The organism is Aeromonas dhakensis (assembly GCF_002285935.1).
Classification (GTDB): domain Bacteria; phylum Pseudomonadota; class Gammaproteobacteria; order Enterobacterales; family Aeromonadaceae; genus Aeromonas; species Aeromonas dhakensis.
In genome coordinates, this window is the sequence record NZ_CP023141.1 from 2,773,127 (window position 1) to 2,788,200 (window position 15,074).

The 15,074-nt window shown below is 63.2% G+C and carries 12 protein-coding genes and 1 riboswitch; of the genes, 6 read left to right on the forward strand and 6 right to left on the reverse strand.

Translation table 11 applies throughout. From position 1 onward, the window contains the following. Window positions 1-42 precede the first annotated feature (42 nt). Window positions 43-582, forward strand: coding sequence for an alpha/beta hydrolase YcfP (gene ycfP, locus CK627_RS13150; RefSeq protein ID WP_005302119.1), 540 nt, complete (start codon window positions 43-45; stop codon window positions 580-582). A 78-nt stretch (window positions 583-660) separates the two neighbouring features. Then, window positions 661-1,953 carry an NAD(P)/FAD-dependent oxidoreductase gene (locus CK627_RS13155; protein WP_010633673.1) on the forward strand — a complete coding sequence of 431 codons (1,293 nt, stop codon included), beginning with the start codon at window positions 661-663 and terminating at the stop codon, window positions 1,951-1,953. Between the two features lie 91 nt (window positions 1,954-2,044). On the opposite strand, the gene CK627_RS13160 is transcribed toward CK627_RS13155, so the two are convergent. The 3 genes from CK627_RS13160 to CK627_RS13170 are packed head-to-tail and all read right to left on the reverse strand — an operon-like array spanning window position 2,045 to window position 5,113. Next, the gene (locus CK627_RS13160) at window positions 2,045-2,845 is read right to left on the reverse strand and encodes a hypothetical protein (RefSeq protein WP_095592552.1); all 801 of its coding nucleotides are present in this window, start codon (window positions 2,843-2,845) and stop codon (window positions 2,045-2,047) included. Window positions 2,846-2,890: 45 nt separating this feature from the next. Beyond that, window positions 2,891-3,970: an HBL/NHE enterotoxin family protein gene (locus CK627_RS13165; RefSeq protein ID WP_005302109.1), complete on the reverse strand. Its 1,080-nt coding sequence runs from the start codon at window positions 3,968-3,970 to the stop codon at window positions 2,891-2,893. A 24-nt stretch (window positions 3,971-3,994) separates the two neighbouring features. Continuing rightward, complete coding sequence (locus CK627_RS13170) at window positions 3,995-5,113, reverse strand: HBL/NHE enterotoxin family protein (RefSeq protein ID WP_095592553.1); 1,119 nt, start codon at window positions 5,111-5,113, stop codon at window positions 3,995-3,997. A gap of 435 nt (window positions 5,114-5,548) precedes the next feature. Between CK627_RS13170 and CK627_RS13175 the strand changes: the two genes are divergently transcribed. From CK627_RS13175 to CK627_RS13185, 3 genes are all read left to right on the forward strand, one after another. Further along, window positions 5,549-5,866, forward strand: a complete 318-nt coding sequence (locus CK627_RS13175) for a heavy metal-binding domain-containing protein (protein WP_005302101.1) — start codon at window positions 5,549-5,551, stop codon at window positions 5,864-5,866. A 166-nt stretch (window positions 5,867-6,032) separates the two neighbouring features. Continuing rightward, window positions 6,033-6,794, forward strand: coding sequence for a substrate-binding periplasmic protein (locus CK627_RS13180; protein WP_024941133.1), 762 nt, complete (start codon window positions 6,033-6,035; stop codon window positions 6,792-6,794). A gap of 175 nt (window positions 6,795-6,969) precedes the next feature. Then, window positions 6,970-7,983: a S66 family peptidase gene (locus tag CK627_RS13185; protein WP_095592554.1), complete on the forward strand. Its 1,014-nt coding sequence runs from the start codon at window positions 6,970-6,972 to the stop codon at window positions 7,981-7,983. An 89-nt stretch (window positions 7,984-8,072) separates the two neighbouring features. On the opposite strand, the gene CK627_RS13190 is transcribed toward CK627_RS13185, so the two are convergent. Continuing rightward, window positions 8,073-10,334, reverse strand: coding sequence for an LTA synthase family protein (locus CK627_RS13190; protein ID WP_095592555.1), 2,262 nt, complete (start codon window positions 10,332-10,334; stop codon window positions 8,073-8,075). A 254-nt stretch (window positions 10,335-10,588) separates the two neighbouring features. On the opposite strand from CK627_RS13190, the gene CK627_RS13195 reads away from it, so the two are divergent. Further along, window positions 10,589-11,677, forward strand: coding sequence for a protein kinase family protein (locus CK627_RS13195; RefSeq protein ID WP_095592556.1), 1,089 nt, complete (start codon window positions 10,589-10,591; stop codon window positions 11,675-11,677). A gap of 89 nt (window positions 11,678-11,766) precedes the next feature. Here the strand turns inward: CK627_RS13195 and lysC are convergent, their stop codons facing one another. Together lysC and argA are read right to left on the reverse strand one after the other, a co-directional pair. Further along, window positions 11,767-13,119 carry a lysine-sensitive aspartokinase 3 gene (gene lysC / locus CK627_RS13200; protein ID WP_095592557.1) on the reverse strand — a complete coding sequence of 451 codons (1,353 nt, stop codon included), beginning with the start codon at window positions 13,117-13,119 and terminating at the stop codon, window positions 11,767-11,769. 89 nt (window positions 13,120-13,208) lie between these two features. Continuing rightward, window positions 13,209-13,433: riboswitch (Lysine riboswitch) on the reverse strand. Between the two features lie 107 nt (window positions 13,434-13,540). Continuing rightward, a complete protein-coding gene (gene argA, locus CK627_RS13205; protein ID WP_095593500.1) occupies window positions 13,541-14,869 on the reverse strand; it encodes an amino-acid N-acetyltransferase in 1,329 nt (442 codons plus the stop codon). Window positions 14,870-15,074: the final 205 nt, after the last annotated feature.

Sequence of the window (15,074 nt, forward strand, 5' to 3'; positions counted from 1 at the left end):
GGTAGTTTCGATAAAACCGACACAGATCCTGAGGTCTTATCCATGATCATCTATCTGCATGGCTTCGATGCCACCAGCCCCGGCAATCACGAGAAAGTGCTGCAGTTGCAGTTTATCGATGATGATGTACGTTTCGTGCACTACAGCACGGTTCACCCCCGTCATGACATGAGCCACCTGCTCAAGGAAGTGAAGAAGCAGCTCGACATGAGTACCGATCCCAAGCCCCTCATCTGCGGGGTGGGACTGGGTGGCTACTGGAGCGAGCGCATCGGCTTTCTGTGCGGCATCAAGCAGGTGATCTTCAACCCCAACCTGCACCCCGAGATCAACATGCAGGGCAAGATCGACCGGCCGGAAGAGTACGAAGATATCGGCACCAAATGTGTGTCTGAGTTTCGTAGTAAAAATTCAGGAAATTGCCTCTGCATCCTTTCCGTTCAGGATGAAGTGCGCGATAATGGCGAAACTGAGCGTGAATTGAAGAATTATTACAACATCGTGTGGGATGAACGAGAGACGCACAAGTTCAAGAACATCTCTCATCACCTGCAGCAGATGAAGGCTTTCAAAGAGGCCTGATTGATCGTCACGTCATGGATTCAACTATCAAGGGAGCCGATGGCTCCCTTCGCTTTAATGGAACCGAGGTAATTAACCATGACCAATATTGTTGTCGTCGGCGGTGGTGCCGGCGGTCTGGAGCTGGCTACCAGCCTGGGCCGCAAGCTGGGCAAGAAGAACAAGGCCAAGATCACCCTGGTTGATCGCAACCGCACCCACCTGTGGAAACCCCTGTTGCACGAAGTGGCCACCGGCTCCATGGACGCGGGCATCGACGCCCTGAGCTACCAGTCTCACGCCAAGAACCACGGCTTCGACTTCCAGCTCGGGACCCTCACCGACATCAAGCGCGACGAGAAACGCATCGTGCTGGCGAAGATCGTCGACGAGAACGGTGACATCGTGGTCAACGAGCGCGAGCTGCCCTACGACTACCTGGTGATGGCCATCGGTTCCGTCTCCAACGACTTCAACACCAAGGGCATCAAGGATCACTGCATCTTCCTGGACAGCCCCTCCCAGGCGCACCGCTTCCACAACAGCATGATGAACCGCTTCCTGCAGTTCGCCACCGAATACCAGCCGGGCGACAAGGTGAAGATTGCCATCGTCGGCGGCGGCGCCACCGGCGTCGAGCTCTCTGCCGAGCTCTACAACGCGGTGGAGCAGCTCTACGCCTACGGCTTCAAGAACCTCACCACCGACAGCCTGAAGGTGACCCTGGTGGAAGCGGGCCCCCGCATCCTGCCGGCTCTGCCGGAGCGCATCAGTGGCGCCGCCCATCAGGAGCTGGTCAAGCTCGGCGTGGACGTGCGTACCGCCACCATGATCACCGAAGCGACCGCCGATGGTCTGCACACCAAGGATGGCGAGCTGATTGAAGCGGATCTGATGGTGTGGGCGGCCGGTATCAAGGCGCCGGACTTCATGAAGGATATCGCCGGTCTTGAGACCAACCGCATCAACCAGCTGGTGGTGAAAGAGACCCTGCAGACCACCCGCGACGAGAACATCTTCGTCATCGGTGACTGCGCCGCCTGCCCGCAGCCGGACGGCAAGTTCGTGCCGCCGCGCGCCCAGTCTGCCCACCAGATGGCGACCCAGGCGTTCAAGAACATCCTGGCCAAGATGAACGGTGGCGAGCTCAAGCCCTACCTCTACCACGACCACGGTTCGCTGGTGTCCCTGAGCCGCTTCTCCACCGTGGGCAGCCTGATGGGCAACCTGATGCGCGGCTCCATGATGGTGGAGGGCTATATCGCCCGTCTGGTCTACATCTCGCTCTACCGGATGCACCAGATTGCTCTGCACGGCTACATCAAGACCGGCCTCATCATGCTGGTGGGCCGCATCAACCGGGTGCTGCGCCCGACCCTGAAGCTGCACTAAGCAGCCTGGGGCAAACGTGCCGGGACTACAATGACCACGTGCACCATGAAAAAGGAGAGGCCTTGGCCTCTCCTTTTTTGTTGCGGTCGTATCAGGAGGCGTCCACCTGCAGGGTGCGCACCTCGGTGAGGGCGGCGGTGAAGAAGAGCCGCGCCAGCTCCGGATCCCCTTGCCCGGCATCGCGGGCGACGTTGGCAATGTCGCCGCCGAGCAGGGTGATGGTGTTGCCCACCTTGCTCACTCGATCGATGAGGGAGCCAAATTGCTGGGAGAAGGCCGTCGTCTGGCCGAGGAAGCCCTGCTGGCGCTGGATCTGCCCCTCAATCTGGTTCACCTGTCCCTCCAGACTGCTCACCTTGTTCTGGGTCTGCGTCAGGGTGACGGCCAGGGCGATGAGGCCAGGCAGCCCCAGCAGTCCCAGCCCCAGTAGGTAGAGCTTCTTCTTGTTGAGGGAGTCCAGCTCCTGCCGGGCGCCGGCCAGGTTGGACTGCAGCCCGGCGATGGTGGCCTGCAGCTCCACGCCGATCCGCTGCAACGCTATGTTGTCCTGCGTGATGCGATCGTTGGCCGCCTGGCTGGCAGTCAGGGTCTGGGCGGTCAGGGTCTGGATGGGGGCGATCTCCTGCTGGACCTGATCGACGAACGCCTTGAGGGCGTCGGGGTTGAAGGGGCCGCTATTGGCCAGCTGCTGGGTCAGTTGTGTCTCCAGGTGGCCAGCAAACGCCAGCACCTGTTGCTGCATGGTTTGCACCTGGGGCAGCAGGGCGGCGACCACCTCACCGACGTTCTGCTGGATGTTGACGGCGTTTTGCGGCAACCCGCTGAAGGACTGAATGGTCGCTTCGGCCTGCTGCATGTTGGCAATGGATTGGGAAAGAATGCCGTTGCTCATGGGGTCTCCTTATGAAAGAGGGCGGCCAGGCCGCCCTCCCGGGGGTTAGGCGGCCAGGCGCGCCACGAAGTTGGCGATGGTGTCGGTCTGCGGCACTTGCAGCGGGCTCACGCCGGCCATCTGGGCCTTGATGGTGGTCACGTCGGTGAGCACCGTCTTGACCGTGGTGTCGGCGGCGGTCAGCCAGAGCTGGCGGATGTCGTCGCCGCTGGTGATCCCCTTGTCCAGATCGGTGATCAGGCTGCCCAGATCGGAGGTGAGGGCGTCCCAGGCGTTGCTCATCTGGGTGGCCGCGGTGACGGCGTTTTGCGCCTGCACCTGCAACCCCTTGTAGCCGTTGCCGATCTGGGTGGCGATCAGCACCTCGCTGTTGAGGTTGCTGCGTTTCTGGTACAGATCCTGGCGGGTACCGAGGGAGTTGTGCAGCACGATGGCGCCAGCCGTGATGCCGCCGGCCCCGGCCACCATCATGGCGACCCCGCCGATGACCACCGGGGTCGAGGTGCCGGCGGTGACGAAGTCCGCCACGGCGCCGATGGCGGTGACGAAGGCGCCGCCAATCACCAGCAGCCCCCCGGCGACGATGCCGGCGATGGCGCCGTCGATGGCCGCGTTCACCTTGTCGATGTCACCGTTGAGCTGGGCGAGTACCCCGTTGTCCCCCTGCACCTTGCTGTTGAGGTTCACCACTATGCCCTGGAAGTTGCTGGAGTCGGTGATGAGGTTGTTGTTGAGATTGACGATCACCAGCCGGGTGTCGGCGGAGAGCCGTTGATACTCGGTGGCCTGCTCCTTGATGACGCTCAGTTGCCTGAGCCATTGCGCCTTGGTGGAGCCGGGCGGCAGCACGGCCGGAATGGCGTTTTGCAGGGCAAAGTAGTTGGAGATGTTGCTGATGTTGGTGATGATCTGCGGCTGGACGGTATTGAGATAGAGGTCGGCGTGCCCCTTCGCCAGATCGAGCCCCTGGTTGATCTGGGTCTGGTTGTCCTTGAGGTTCGGGAACTGGCTGAAGTCCACCGGCACCTGCTGCTTGACGCTGTTGCAGTAGGTCTGGATCTGCAGGGCCTGGGAAGCCTGGTTGGCCATACCCTGGTCCATGGTGATGGTTGTTGCGTTGGTCATTTGGCGTGTCCTTGCGTGGTGGGATTAAGCGTCGGGCAGGATGCCGTTGCCGGCGTAGGCTGCCTTGATGTCGTCAACCTGGCCTGCGAGCAGCAGCCAGGACTGGGTGTTGAGCGCCACGGTGCGCCGCAGCTGGCGCACGTCGTCGGGGCTGTTGAGGTCGGCGACCACGGGCACCGCCCCTTGGTAGGCGTCGGCCACCTTCTGCCAGCCAGCAGGCAGCTGGGTGACGGCATCGGCAACCCGGCTGTAGGTGTCGACAAACAGCTGGTTTTGCGCCTGTACCGACTTGGCCACGGTCAGCAGGGTGTTGGTGGCGGCCAGCGCCTGGTAGGCCTCGGCCAGCTTGTCGGTGTTGGTCTTGAGCTCGCGGGCCGCTAGGCTGGAGCCGGCAATGCCAGATGAGATCGCCTTGAGACCGGAGACCATGTACTGGGTCTGCTGGTCTGTCTGTTTGGCTATCTCCTGCGACGTGGCGGGTTTGTCCCCCTTGTCGGCCGGTTTTTGTTCCAGCGTCAGCGAGGTGACGATGGCCCGCCCCAGCTGGTTGACCCCTTCACCGGCCTTGCCACCCTCATCGACGATGGCCTGGATATTGGCGGCAATCGCCTGGTTGAGGGCATCAATGATCTCGGTCTGGCGCTTGGCATCGGCCATCAGGTCCTGCTCGAGCTGGGTGATGACGCCATTGAACTGCTCCATCAGGGGGCGCAGGGATCCCCAGGCCACCTGCACGCGGGTATTGAGCGCTTGGGCATTGAGCCGGTAGCTCAGGGCCTGATCGGCGAGAGACGTCAGCTGCTCGGCCAGCCGGGCGCGCCCCGCGAGCACGGCGGCGTCTTCTTCCTGGCCAAGCAGGCGATTGAACGCGGCGACCAGGGCGTAGAAGTTGGAGCCGTTGCTCAGCAGGTGGATGAGGCCGGACAGGTTGGTCTGCTGGTAGTAGCGTGCCTGACTCATCATCTGGGCCTGGTAGGCCTCGATTTTGACCGCGAGGGTGGAGTCGATCTCGCTGTTGGCCAATGACTGCTGCATCAACAACAAGTTCGCATAGGTCTGGTTGAGCAGGGCGGGCGAGGTCGCTGACAGGTAGGCTGCCAGCAGACCCTGATCCCCCAGATCCAGGGTGGCGATCGTGGTCATGACTTGGTCTCCATAGCGGTGTCGGCGAGCTGGCTGGCGGGGGAACATACCCCCGGTGCGAGGGTGGGGGGAGGTAGTCGGGTATCCTGCTGCATCATGCTGCTCTCCTCGTGAGAAATGGGTCTGTCTCCGGTCCATGGCCGGGACAGACTCACCCTAGGGAAAGGCAAAATGGGCCACAACTGACATTTTTGTCACTTGATGTTTGAGCCGGATCGGCTAATGAAAGGGGCTGTCGGAGCAGGCCATGCGACGGCTCGATGTCGCCTTTCGTCGTTGAATGTGGACAGGTGCCACGTCGTCGACGCGCACGGGATCCGTGCTGGCAGGCCCGCGCCGCCATGCTCCGCCAGGGGCGAACCGGGTCTCCCTGCTTGCCTGCGCCCCCTTCGCTGCTTTAGGCTGTCCCCCAGTTCAATCCACAAGGAAACCCAGATGATCCTCTCAACTACCCCCACCCTGGAAGGCAAGACCATTCGCGAGTACCGCGGCATCGTGGTGGGTGAAGCCATTCTTGGCGCCAACGTGTTCAAGGATCTGTTTGCCGGGATCCGCGACATCATCGGCGGCCGCGCCGGCGCCTATGAGAAAGAGCTGGCCCGGGCCCGGGAAATCGCCTTCGACGAGCTCAGGGAGCGCGCCGCGGCGCTGGGTGCCAATGCGGTGGTCGGCATCGACATCGACTACGAGGTGGTGGGGCAAAGCGGCAGCATGCTGATGGTCAGCATCAGCGGGACCGCCGTGTTGGTCTGACGCCTTGATGCAATAAAAAACCGGCAACCTGTTGCCGGTTTTTTATTGCGGCCTTCCCCGCGGATGGGGGATGCCAGCGCCCTGACATGCACCTGTCCGCCTGCCTGTATTGTGTTGTTCGCGTCCATCATACTCATGACAAGAGAGTCAGCTCGAGGGTGCAATCATGCTCCATATTCTGCGCTGGGTATTGTTGTGGTGCTGGCTGGGGAGCGCCATGGGGGCCACCATTCAGGCGGTGACGGAGGAGCTCCCCCCATACAACTATCGGGACAAGGACGGCCAGGTGACGGGGCTGTCGGTGGATCTGCTCAAGCGAATGCTGGAGGTCAGCGGCATCGGGCTCGACCGCAAGGGCATCCAGCTCCTGCCCTGGGCGCGGGCCTATCAGATGGCGCAATATGACCCCAATACCGTCATCTTCAGCATGATAAGGCTGCCCGAGCGCGAGGCGCTCTTTCATTGGGTCGGCCCTATCGGGCCTCGCGTCACCTGGGTGTATCGCCTGGCAAAACGCGACGATGTGGTGGGCCATCAGCTGGCTGACCTGGCCCCCTGGCGGATCGCGGTGGTACGCGACTCGGCGCTGGCCATCGAACTGGCGGAGAAAGGGCTCAATCTGGTGCTGGTGCACGACGAGGACGACAAGTTTCGCATGCTGCTGCACGGCAGGGCCGACGTCGCGCCAGCCATGCAGATGGGGGCCGCCTACCACATAGAGACCTTGGGCCATCACTACTCGGAGTTTGTCCCCATGTTTGAGTTTCAGGAGACCAAGTCGTTCTATTTTGCCTTCAGCCGCAACACGGATGCCGCCATTATCGAAGGCCTGCAGGCGGCGCTGGAGCAGATGCATCGCGATGGCTCCTTTGACGAGATAAGCCAGGCATGGGGGCGTCGCTTCTGGGTTCAGCCGGCGGGCAAGTGAGCCGTGCTATCTCCCATGCGGGTCTCGACTTCGTGATCACCTGTCGGGTGGCGTCGGTTACTACCTGAACAGCCATCTTTTCTTGGTGCCTTGACGGCCATCTAATGGCTATTATGAGTCCTTTCTTGTGGCAGCCATGCCCTGGATGGCCAGATCTGGAACAGGACCCTTTGCGATGACAACACTCAAGCCGCCGGGGCTCAAGCCCGGCGATACCATCGGCTTTTTCTCCCCCTCCAGTGCGGCCACCGCCTGGGCGCCAAACCGCTTTGCCCGTGCCGGGGCGTTTCTGGAAGGGCAGGGCTTCAGACTCAAGGCGGGCAGCCTCACCGGCCAGCGCGATCACTGGCGCTCCGGCTCCATCGCCGCCCGGGCTGCCGAGCTCAATGCCCTCATTCGCGATCCAGAGGTGCGCTGCATCATGTCGGTGATTGGCGGCAGCAACTCCAACTCCCTGCTGCCCTATCTCGATTTTGATGCGCTCATGCGCGACCCCAAAATCATCATTGGCTACTCCGACGTGACGGCCCTGCTGCTCGGCATTCATGCCCGCACTGGCCTCGTCACCTTCTACGGACCGGCGCTGGTGGCCTCTTTTGGCGAGCTCTCGCCGCTGGTGGACGAGACCCTGGCGGGTTTTCGCCAGATCTGCCAAGCCGGTGGCGCCGCCGTGCCTCACACAGTGCCGACCCCGGCGCAATGGACCGAGGAGCGGCTTGACTGGGAGCAGCAGAGCCGTGCCAAGCAGTGCCGGCCAAACCGGCTGATCTCGGTGGGCACCGGTCGGGTGCGGGGCCGGCTCATTGGCGGCAACCTCAATACGATGGCGGGGATCTGGGGCTCCCCCTATATGCCGGCCATCGAGCAAGGGGACATTTTGCTGCTGGAGGACAGCCTCCATTTGGCAGCGACGGTGGAGCGCTCGTTTGCCCACCTCAAGCTGTGCGGGGTGTTTGATCGCATCGGTGCCCTGGTGCTCGGCAAACACGAGCTGTTCGACAGTCAGGGCAGCGGCCGGCGGCCGCTCGACATCCTGCTGGAGGTGGTGGGGGAGCCGACCTTCCCCATTCTGGCGGAGTATGACTGCGCCCACACCCACCCCATGCTGACCCTGCCCCTTGGCATCGAGGCGATGCTGGATCTCGATGCCCAGCGCCTCACCCTGTGCGAGTCCTGGCTCGGCGAGTGAGTTCGCGCCGCCTGCCATAGTCGCATCGACACATAGACAAAGAGGTCGCCCGGGCGACCTCTTTGTCATCTATCCCGTCGCTACGGGGCTCAAGGCAGGGCATCGGGCCGGAAGCTGGCGCGGATCTGCGGCACCAGGGGTGAGACGTCGAATCCCTTCTCCTCTCCCAGCACCGGATGAAGCAGGGCCTGATCCGGGAGAGGGGTCATGTCGCCCGCCAGCAGCTGACGAGTGGCCTGGCCCATCTGATAGAGCTGGCGCACCGGGTCGAACTGGGTCGCCAGATTGAGGGCGTCATCGGCGCGGGCAAAGGCCATCATGGGGATCTGGTAGCTGGCATCGCGGGGTGGCTTGGCACCGTGGATGCCCTTGCCGGCCGACATCAGGAACGGCTGGTGATCGCCAAAAGCCACCACCAGGTAGCGTTTGCCTGAGCGATCCAGGCTGGTCAGCAGGTGCTCAAGCGATGCCATGGCATCCACCACGCCGGTGTAGTAGGTGTTGAGCAGCTGGCGGTCGGCCTCGCTCTGATCCGGGCAGGCCTTGTTGAGCTGCTGGGCCTGGTAGCGATCCCCGTCGAAGGGGCCGTGCCCCTGCATGGTGACCGCGTAGGCGAACAGCGGCTGCTCATCCTGCTCGCTGCGCTTGAGCAGGTGGTCGATGAGGGCATCATCCGAGATATAGAGCCCCTTGTGTTCGAGCGTGGTGAAACGGTTGTCGAACCAGCGCTCCTCATAGCCAAGGGCCGGGATCGCCTTGGCGCGGCCCCAGAACTTCTCCACATAGGGGTGGGCAAACAAGGTCCGGTAGCCGCTTTGCTTCGCACTCTGCGCCAGGCCCGGCACCTGCTCCGAGAGGTAGTAGTAGGGCACCACCCCTTGCTTGAGCAGGCCTACCGGCAGGCCGGTGTTCATCTCGAACTCTGCCAGCACCGTCATGCCGCCGGTGGTGGGGGAGTGGATGCTCTTGTGCCACTGCTGCACGCTGGCCGGCAGGCTCAGGGTGGGTGGGGGCGCGCAGATCTTGCCCTGCCAGCCGAGCCAGAGGGATTCATATTGCAGCACGATCACCAGATCGAAACGGGGCGGCTGGTTCAGGCTGACGTGGCTGAGCTGGGGGGTGAACTCGTTGATCTGCAAGGGATAGCGAAACACGCTGCCGCTTTGCAACATCTCGTCCACCAGGTTGAACAGATAGAGGCCGGGCCCCGAGCGGATGATGTCCCTGTGGTAGTTGACCGCTCTGTCCACGTAGCGAATGTTGGGCCCCAGCAGCTTGTTACCGGTCTGGGTGGCAAACACGCACAGCGCAAAGAAGGCGGCGGTGGCGGCGGCGGTACGCAGCACCCAGCGTGACAGGGCGAAGCGCCAGCAGAGGAAGAGGGCGATCGCACCGCCCAGCAGCGGCAGCACCGGATGCTGTTCCAGCAGGATGCGCAGCAGCGCCACCAGGTTGCCGAGATCGTCCCCCCCGAGAGGTACCCCGTAGATGGCGATCTTCATGAAATTCGCCAAGAGGCCGATGCCGGAGAGGGCGGTGAACACCAGCCCCATGTAGAGGTTGAAACCCGCCAGCGCACAGAGGCTCCAGCCCAGCACCATGCTGCCCCAGGCGAGGTAGTAGTGCTCGGGGCGAAAGCCTGACCAGAGCAGAAATTCCCCCAGCTTGAACACCACGAAGCCGTGCAGCAGCACGAAGGTGAGGTTGCCGAGCAGCAGGCTGCCGGCGATGCGCCAGCGCAGATTGCGCCTGAGGGTGGGCAGCACCACCTTCAGCACGGCGGCGCTCAGGGCCAGCACCAGCAGCAGGCTGGTGCAGAGATAGGTGAGGTTGAAGCCTCGCTCCGGCAGGGTCTGCAGGATCTGGCTGAACTCGCCGCTCTCGGGCCTCTCCTTGAGCAGCAGGCCGATCCGCAGCTGATAGCGGCTGGCCAGGGCGTCGTCGGGGGCGCGCAGGGTGCTGTTGAGATCCAGGGTGCAGCGCCCCTTGCTGCACTGTTGGCGCTTGTCCACCGGCTGGCTCAGCTGATCGATGCGCTCGCCCCTGTCGTTGAGCAGCTCCACCCTGACCTTGTCCCCCTCCTGCAGCGGTCCCCGTAGTTGCCACTGGCTGCGTACCACCAGATAGAGACCGCGGCTGTCGCTCTTGTAGAGCAGGGCATGGCGGGTGAGGGTGGCGATGGGGTTGTCCGCCGGCCCCAGCACCAGCGGCTGGGCCCGGCCGAGCCAGCTGGCGGGATTGATCTGCGGCAGCAACAGGGTCAGCAGCAGCAGCGCGGCCAGCATGCCCAGCAGCAGGGCGGGGAGACCGGAGACCCTGGCTGGCAAGCGTGCTGAAGTGGGGGATTTCATATGAGCTCATCCTTTGAGCGAGTGACGGAGATGCATGGCTGCTGCATTTAATTTGACCCGATGGTGATGGGCTTGTTCCTTGTTGTCAATTTAATGACCAAACAATGAAGGTTGCATGACTGTGGATCCATGCAAACTGTGATCCCGATCCGGGGGGCACACTCATTCTGTGATGAAAGCGTCATCATGACGCTTTGCCGCTGGTCTGCTCCAGCCTTGCTGCTTAGTCTCTCAATATGGATGGAGGTACATGTATGAATCCCAAAGTAGCGGCACGTCAGGCAAGATTGCTCCGCATGCTGGAGAGCAAGGAGGAGATCCGGATCGGGCGCGAGCAGGACTGTCCCCTCTCGGTGGCCCAGCTGGTGCGTCTCAAGGAGGATCATCCGGCCGTGCTCAAGGTCTATCGTCACGGCCTCACCGCCGAGGTGTTCCACCTCAAGGTGGAGGGACATCACTGGTGCCTGAAGCGTCGCCGGCACGACTCTCTGGTGGCCAACGTGGACGGCAGAACCGCTTTTCTGACCGAGCTGGAGCGCCGCCGGGAGATAGAGGCCCTGCGGGAGTTGCACCCCACCATCCTGGCCAACGTGGTCTGCACCAGCTTTGGCTCGGCCCGGGCCGGGGTGCTGGTCTCCCCCTGGCTGCGGGGCGTGCCGGTGCATGATCTCAATGAGCGCAACCTGGCGCAGATGCTGGCGGTGCAGGCTGAGCTGGCCCACTGGGGCTGGTTCGACTGGGATCCGAGCCCCGGCAACCTGTTGGACGACGGCCAGCAGATCAGCGTGTTCGACTTTGGCTACATGTGGCCCTTCGATCCCCGCCATGAATTCAACTCCAACGGCCTCACCGATCACGGTTTTCACGTACCTGAACGGCTGGAGACCCGCACCCTCTCGGGCCTGTGGCTAGACGAGCCGGATCCGCTGCCGCAGTTTCGCTACTGGCGCGGCCTGTGTGTCAATTGGGCGCAGCGGGAGCTGCAGCACCTGACTCGGGAGGGGGCGAGTGCGCCGGTGCTGGCCCGCTTGCAAGGGCTCTTGGGCGAGTGGCGATCGGCGCTCGCCAGCGAAGAGGCGCTCGCTGCCAACTGGTGGCGCGACATGTATCGCAGCCACCGGCTCGACATTGCCGACGATCTCAGCGGCAAGAGCTGTGGCTCGCTCACCCTGCGCCGGCTCGACTGGCTGGAGCAGGCGGTGACCGAACATTACGCCGAGCTGGCGGACAACCTGGGCCCCGACGAGGCGGGACTGGATCAGGGGGCGCTGCTGCGCCGGCTGGAAGGGCTGCGCGAGGAGATCCGGGCCAACCTGCTGCCGGCGCTGACTACGGCGGGCTAGGGGCGCTCGACTCTCTCATCCCAACATCACCCTATATAGAAAGAGGGGCCCGGCGGCCCCTCTGTTGATCCTGGCGAGTTGACGGCCCCTTAGTCGAGCAGCTCCTGATGGAGGCGGTTGACGATGTGGCCCGCCTCGTCCTCCTTGACCAAAAAGCAGAGGTTGTGGGCGCTGGCGCCGTAACAGATCATGCGGATGTTGTGTTCGCGAATGGCGTCAAAGACCTGACTGCCCACCCCGACCGCCTCGCTCATCCGGTTGCCGATGAGCGCCACCAGCGCCAGCCCTGTCTCCACCTGCACCTTGCACAGCTGGCCGAGCTCCGCCAGCACCTTGTCATTGAGGATGGGTTCGCCGTTGCTCTGGCTGCCGGTGTGATCCAGGGTCAGCGACACGCTCACCTCGGAGGTGGTGATGAGATCCACCGAGATGCGGTGGCGGGCCAGGATGCCGAACACCTCGGCCAGGAAACCGTAGGCGTGGAACATGTTGAGGCTGTGCAGGGTCACCAGCACCTGGTTGCGGCGCAGGGCCACGGCGCGAAACAGCGGATTGGTGCGGGTGCTGGCGCGGATCCAGGTGCCGCCGGCGGCCGGATCCTTGGCAGAGCCGACAAACACCGGAATGTCGCGGCGCACCGCCGGCTGCAAGGTGGCCGGGTGCAGCACCTTGGCGCCGAAGGTGGCCATCTCGGCCGCCTCCACGAAGCTGATTTCGGGGATGGGGCGGGCGCGGGTAACCAGGCGCGGATCCGTGGTGTAGATGCCGGGCACGTCAGTCCAGATCTCGATGGAGCCGGCATCGAGCGCCTCGGCCAGGAGGGCCGCGCTGTAGTCGGAGCCGCCGCGGCCCAGGGTGGTGGTGCGGCCATCGCCGTCGGCACCGATGAAGCCCTGGGTGATGATGAGGCTGTCGCCAAGCAGGGGGCCCAGCGTCTGCTGGCAGAGGTCACGGGTGGCGGCCAGATCCACGCTGGCCTTGCCAAAACGGCTGTCGGTGCGCAGCAGCTGGCGCACATCCTGCCAGCGGGCCTTGACGCCGCGCTGGCGCAGCAGCTCGGTAAAGAGGCGGGTAGACATCAGCTCGCCGCAGGCGATGAGCCTGTCAGCCAGCTCGGCATCGGTACGCAGATGGGCCTGGCGCGCCATGGTGCGGATCTCGTCGAGCTGGTCGTGGATCTGGGCACTCACCTCGCCCGGGTGACCAAGGTCGGCCAGAATGGCCTGCTGGATCTCGGCCAGTCTGGTCAGCTGCGCCTCCTGGCCCGCCTCGTCCAGATCGCCCTGGGCCATTGCCACCAGCAGGTTGGTGACGCCGGCGCTGGCGCTCAGCACCACCACCCGGGTGGCCGGGTTGGCCAGCACCACGTCGGCGCAGTTGTTCATGGCTGCCGCGTTGGCGACGCTGGTTCCGCCAAACTTGGCGACATTGATCGGGCTCATTGCTTACTCCTGTCTTAATATGAAAATCCGGTTCCATCGGGCAAAAAGAGAGGAGGAGGCTGAAAATGGCAGGAATGATCGAAGCTATCCCGGCCAGAAGCACTCCACCCGCAGAGCCCATCCCGTACCCGCCCCTGACGGGGCGCGGTGGGGGATGACCACTACCGATGACAACCCGGGGGATTCAGCCCCCGCAGCCGACACTGAGGTATCCAGTTGCCTCAGATGTCTCGGCGCTGCTCCCCCTGACCCAAGTTCACCGGACACTGGTGTCCTCCCTCGGGCTGCCTGGGCAGCGCTCCTCTTCTGGCTCCACCATGGCGGTGGAGTGCATTTAGAAATACCTTGCGTTGGATTGCACTGTCAATCGAGTTTGTGAAAAAGTTCAAAAAGTCAGCCAACTCAACACAGAATCAATGAGTTACACAATGGTCTTGGACAAAACCTTGGAGCGGCGCTGCCAGTTGTAGAGGCGTTGGCGCGCCACCGGCAGATCTTCCACCTCCAGCGGATCGAAGCCCCGTTCCCGGAACCAGTGAATGGAGCGGGTGGTGAGCACGAACAGGCGACGGATGCCGAGCCGTTTGGCCCGCTCGGCCACCTTGGCCACCAGCTGATCCCCCCGGTTGGAGTTGCGGTAGTCGGGGTGGATGGCGACGCAGGCCATCTCCGCCATCGCCTCTTCCATGAAGCAGTAGAGCGCCGCGCAGCCGATGATGAGGCCGTCGCGCTCTATGATGGTGAACTTGTCTATTTCCATCTCCAGCTGCTCGCGGGAGCGGCGCACCAGAATACCTTCCTCCTCCAGCGGGCGGATGAGATCCAGGATGCCACCAATGTCTTCAATAGTGGCGGCGCGCGCCTGCTCGGCACTTTCCCGCACGATCTGGGTGCCGAGGCCGTCGCGGCTGAACAGCTCCTGCAGCATGGCGCCGTCATCCTGATAGCTCACCAGGTGGGAGCGGGGCACGCCGCCGCGGCAGGAGGCAATGGCCACGCGCAGGTAGCGGGCGGTGCCGGACATCTCTTCTCCCGCCTGCTCCAGCTCCACCAGCAACTCTTCGGCCTGCTCGGGGAAGAGCTCGGAGATGGCCTCGCCGTGGCGGTCCATCACCCCCTGGGTGCTGCTGAAGCAGATGAGCTTGTCCGCTTTCAAATCCACCGCCACCCGGCGGGCCACCTCTTCCGAGCTCAGGTTGAAGCTCTCGCCGGTGACCGAGCAGCCGATGGGGGAGATGAGCACCAGGCTCTTCTGATCCAGCTGGCGGGTGATCCCCTCCACGTCGATGCGGCGCACCCGGCCGCTGTGGCAAAAATCGATGCCGTCATCCACCCCGAGCGGCTGGGCGGTGACGAAGTTGCCGCTCACCACGCTGATGCGGGCACCCTGCATCGGTGTGTTGGCGAGCCCCATGGAGAGCTGGGCGGTGATGTCGTACTGCAACCCGCCGCACACCTGCTTGATGATGGCGAAGCTCGCGTCATCGGTGACCCGGATCCGCTTGTGGTACTGGGCCTCGATGCCAGCGCGGGCCAGCGCCTCGTCGTTTTGCGGGCGGGAGCCGAATACCAGTACCAGGCGAATGCCCAAGGTCTGCAGCAGGGCGATGTCGCTGACGATGTTGGCGAAATTGGGGTGGCAGAGGGCTTCCCCCCCCATCATCAGCACGAAGGTGGCACCTCTGTGCACATTGACGTAGGGGGTTGACTGCCGAAAGGCATAGACCAGGCTGGGTTCGCGTTCACGCACTTGAGGCATCTTCCATAAAAAAACAGCAATGGGCTCAATATATGAAAATAAATGCACAAATCAAGATTAAATATTGATTTAGTGTGATTTTGTCATCGCGGTGGTCAGGCAGGGCGAACGGTGGCGATACCAGGCGGGGCAGGGGCGTCAGCGGTGTGGCGGTACGCCCCAGGTTGATCCCGGCCCATAAACTGTTATCTTCGAT

What these genes read in the sequence shown, in the direction of transcription:
- ycfP (WP_005302119.1), top strand. Translation starts at nt 43, where the DNA reads ATGATCATCTATCTGCATGGCTTCGATGCCACCAGCCCCGGCAATCAC.
- CK627_RS13155 (WP_010633673.1), top strand. Translation starts at nt 661, where the DNA reads ATGACCAATATTGTTGTCGTCGGCGGTGGTGCCGGCGGTCTGGAGCTG.
- CK627_RS13160 (WP_095592552.1), bottom strand. Translation starts at nt 2,845, where the DNA reads ATGAGCAACGGCATTCTTTCCCAATCCATTGCCAACATGCAGCAGGCC.
- CK627_RS13165 (WP_005302109.1), bottom strand. Translation starts at nt 3,970, where the DNA reads ATGACCAACGCAACAACCATCACCATGGACCAGGGTATGGCCAACCAG.
- CK627_RS13170 (WP_095592553.1), bottom strand. Translation starts at nt 5,113, where the DNA reads ATGACCACGATCGCCACCCTGGATCTGGGGGATCAGGGTCTGCTGGCA.
- CK627_RS13175 (WP_005302101.1), top strand. Translation starts at nt 5,549, where the DNA reads ATGATCCTCTCAACTACCCCCACCCTGGAAGGCAAGACCATTCGCGAG.
- CK627_RS13180 (WP_024941133.1), top strand. Translation starts at nt 6,033, where the DNA reads ATGCTCCATATTCTGCGCTGGGTATTGTTGTGGTGCTGGCTGGGGAGC.
- CK627_RS13185 (WP_095592554.1), top strand. Translation starts at nt 6,970, where the DNA reads ATGACAACACTCAAGCCGCCGGGGCTCAAGCCCGGCGATACCATCGGC.
- CK627_RS13190 (WP_095592555.1), bottom strand. Translation starts at nt 10,334, where the DNA reads ATGAAATCCCCCACTTCAGCACGCTTGCCAGCCAGGGTCTCCGGTCTC.
- CK627_RS13195 (WP_095592556.1), top strand. Translation starts at nt 10,589, where the DNA reads ATGAATCCCAAAGTAGCGGCACGTCAGGCAAGATTGCTCCGCATGCTG.
- lysC (WP_095592557.1), bottom strand. Translation starts at nt 13,119, where the DNA reads ATGAGCCCGATCAATGTCGCCAAGTTTGGCGGAACCAGCGTCGCCAAC.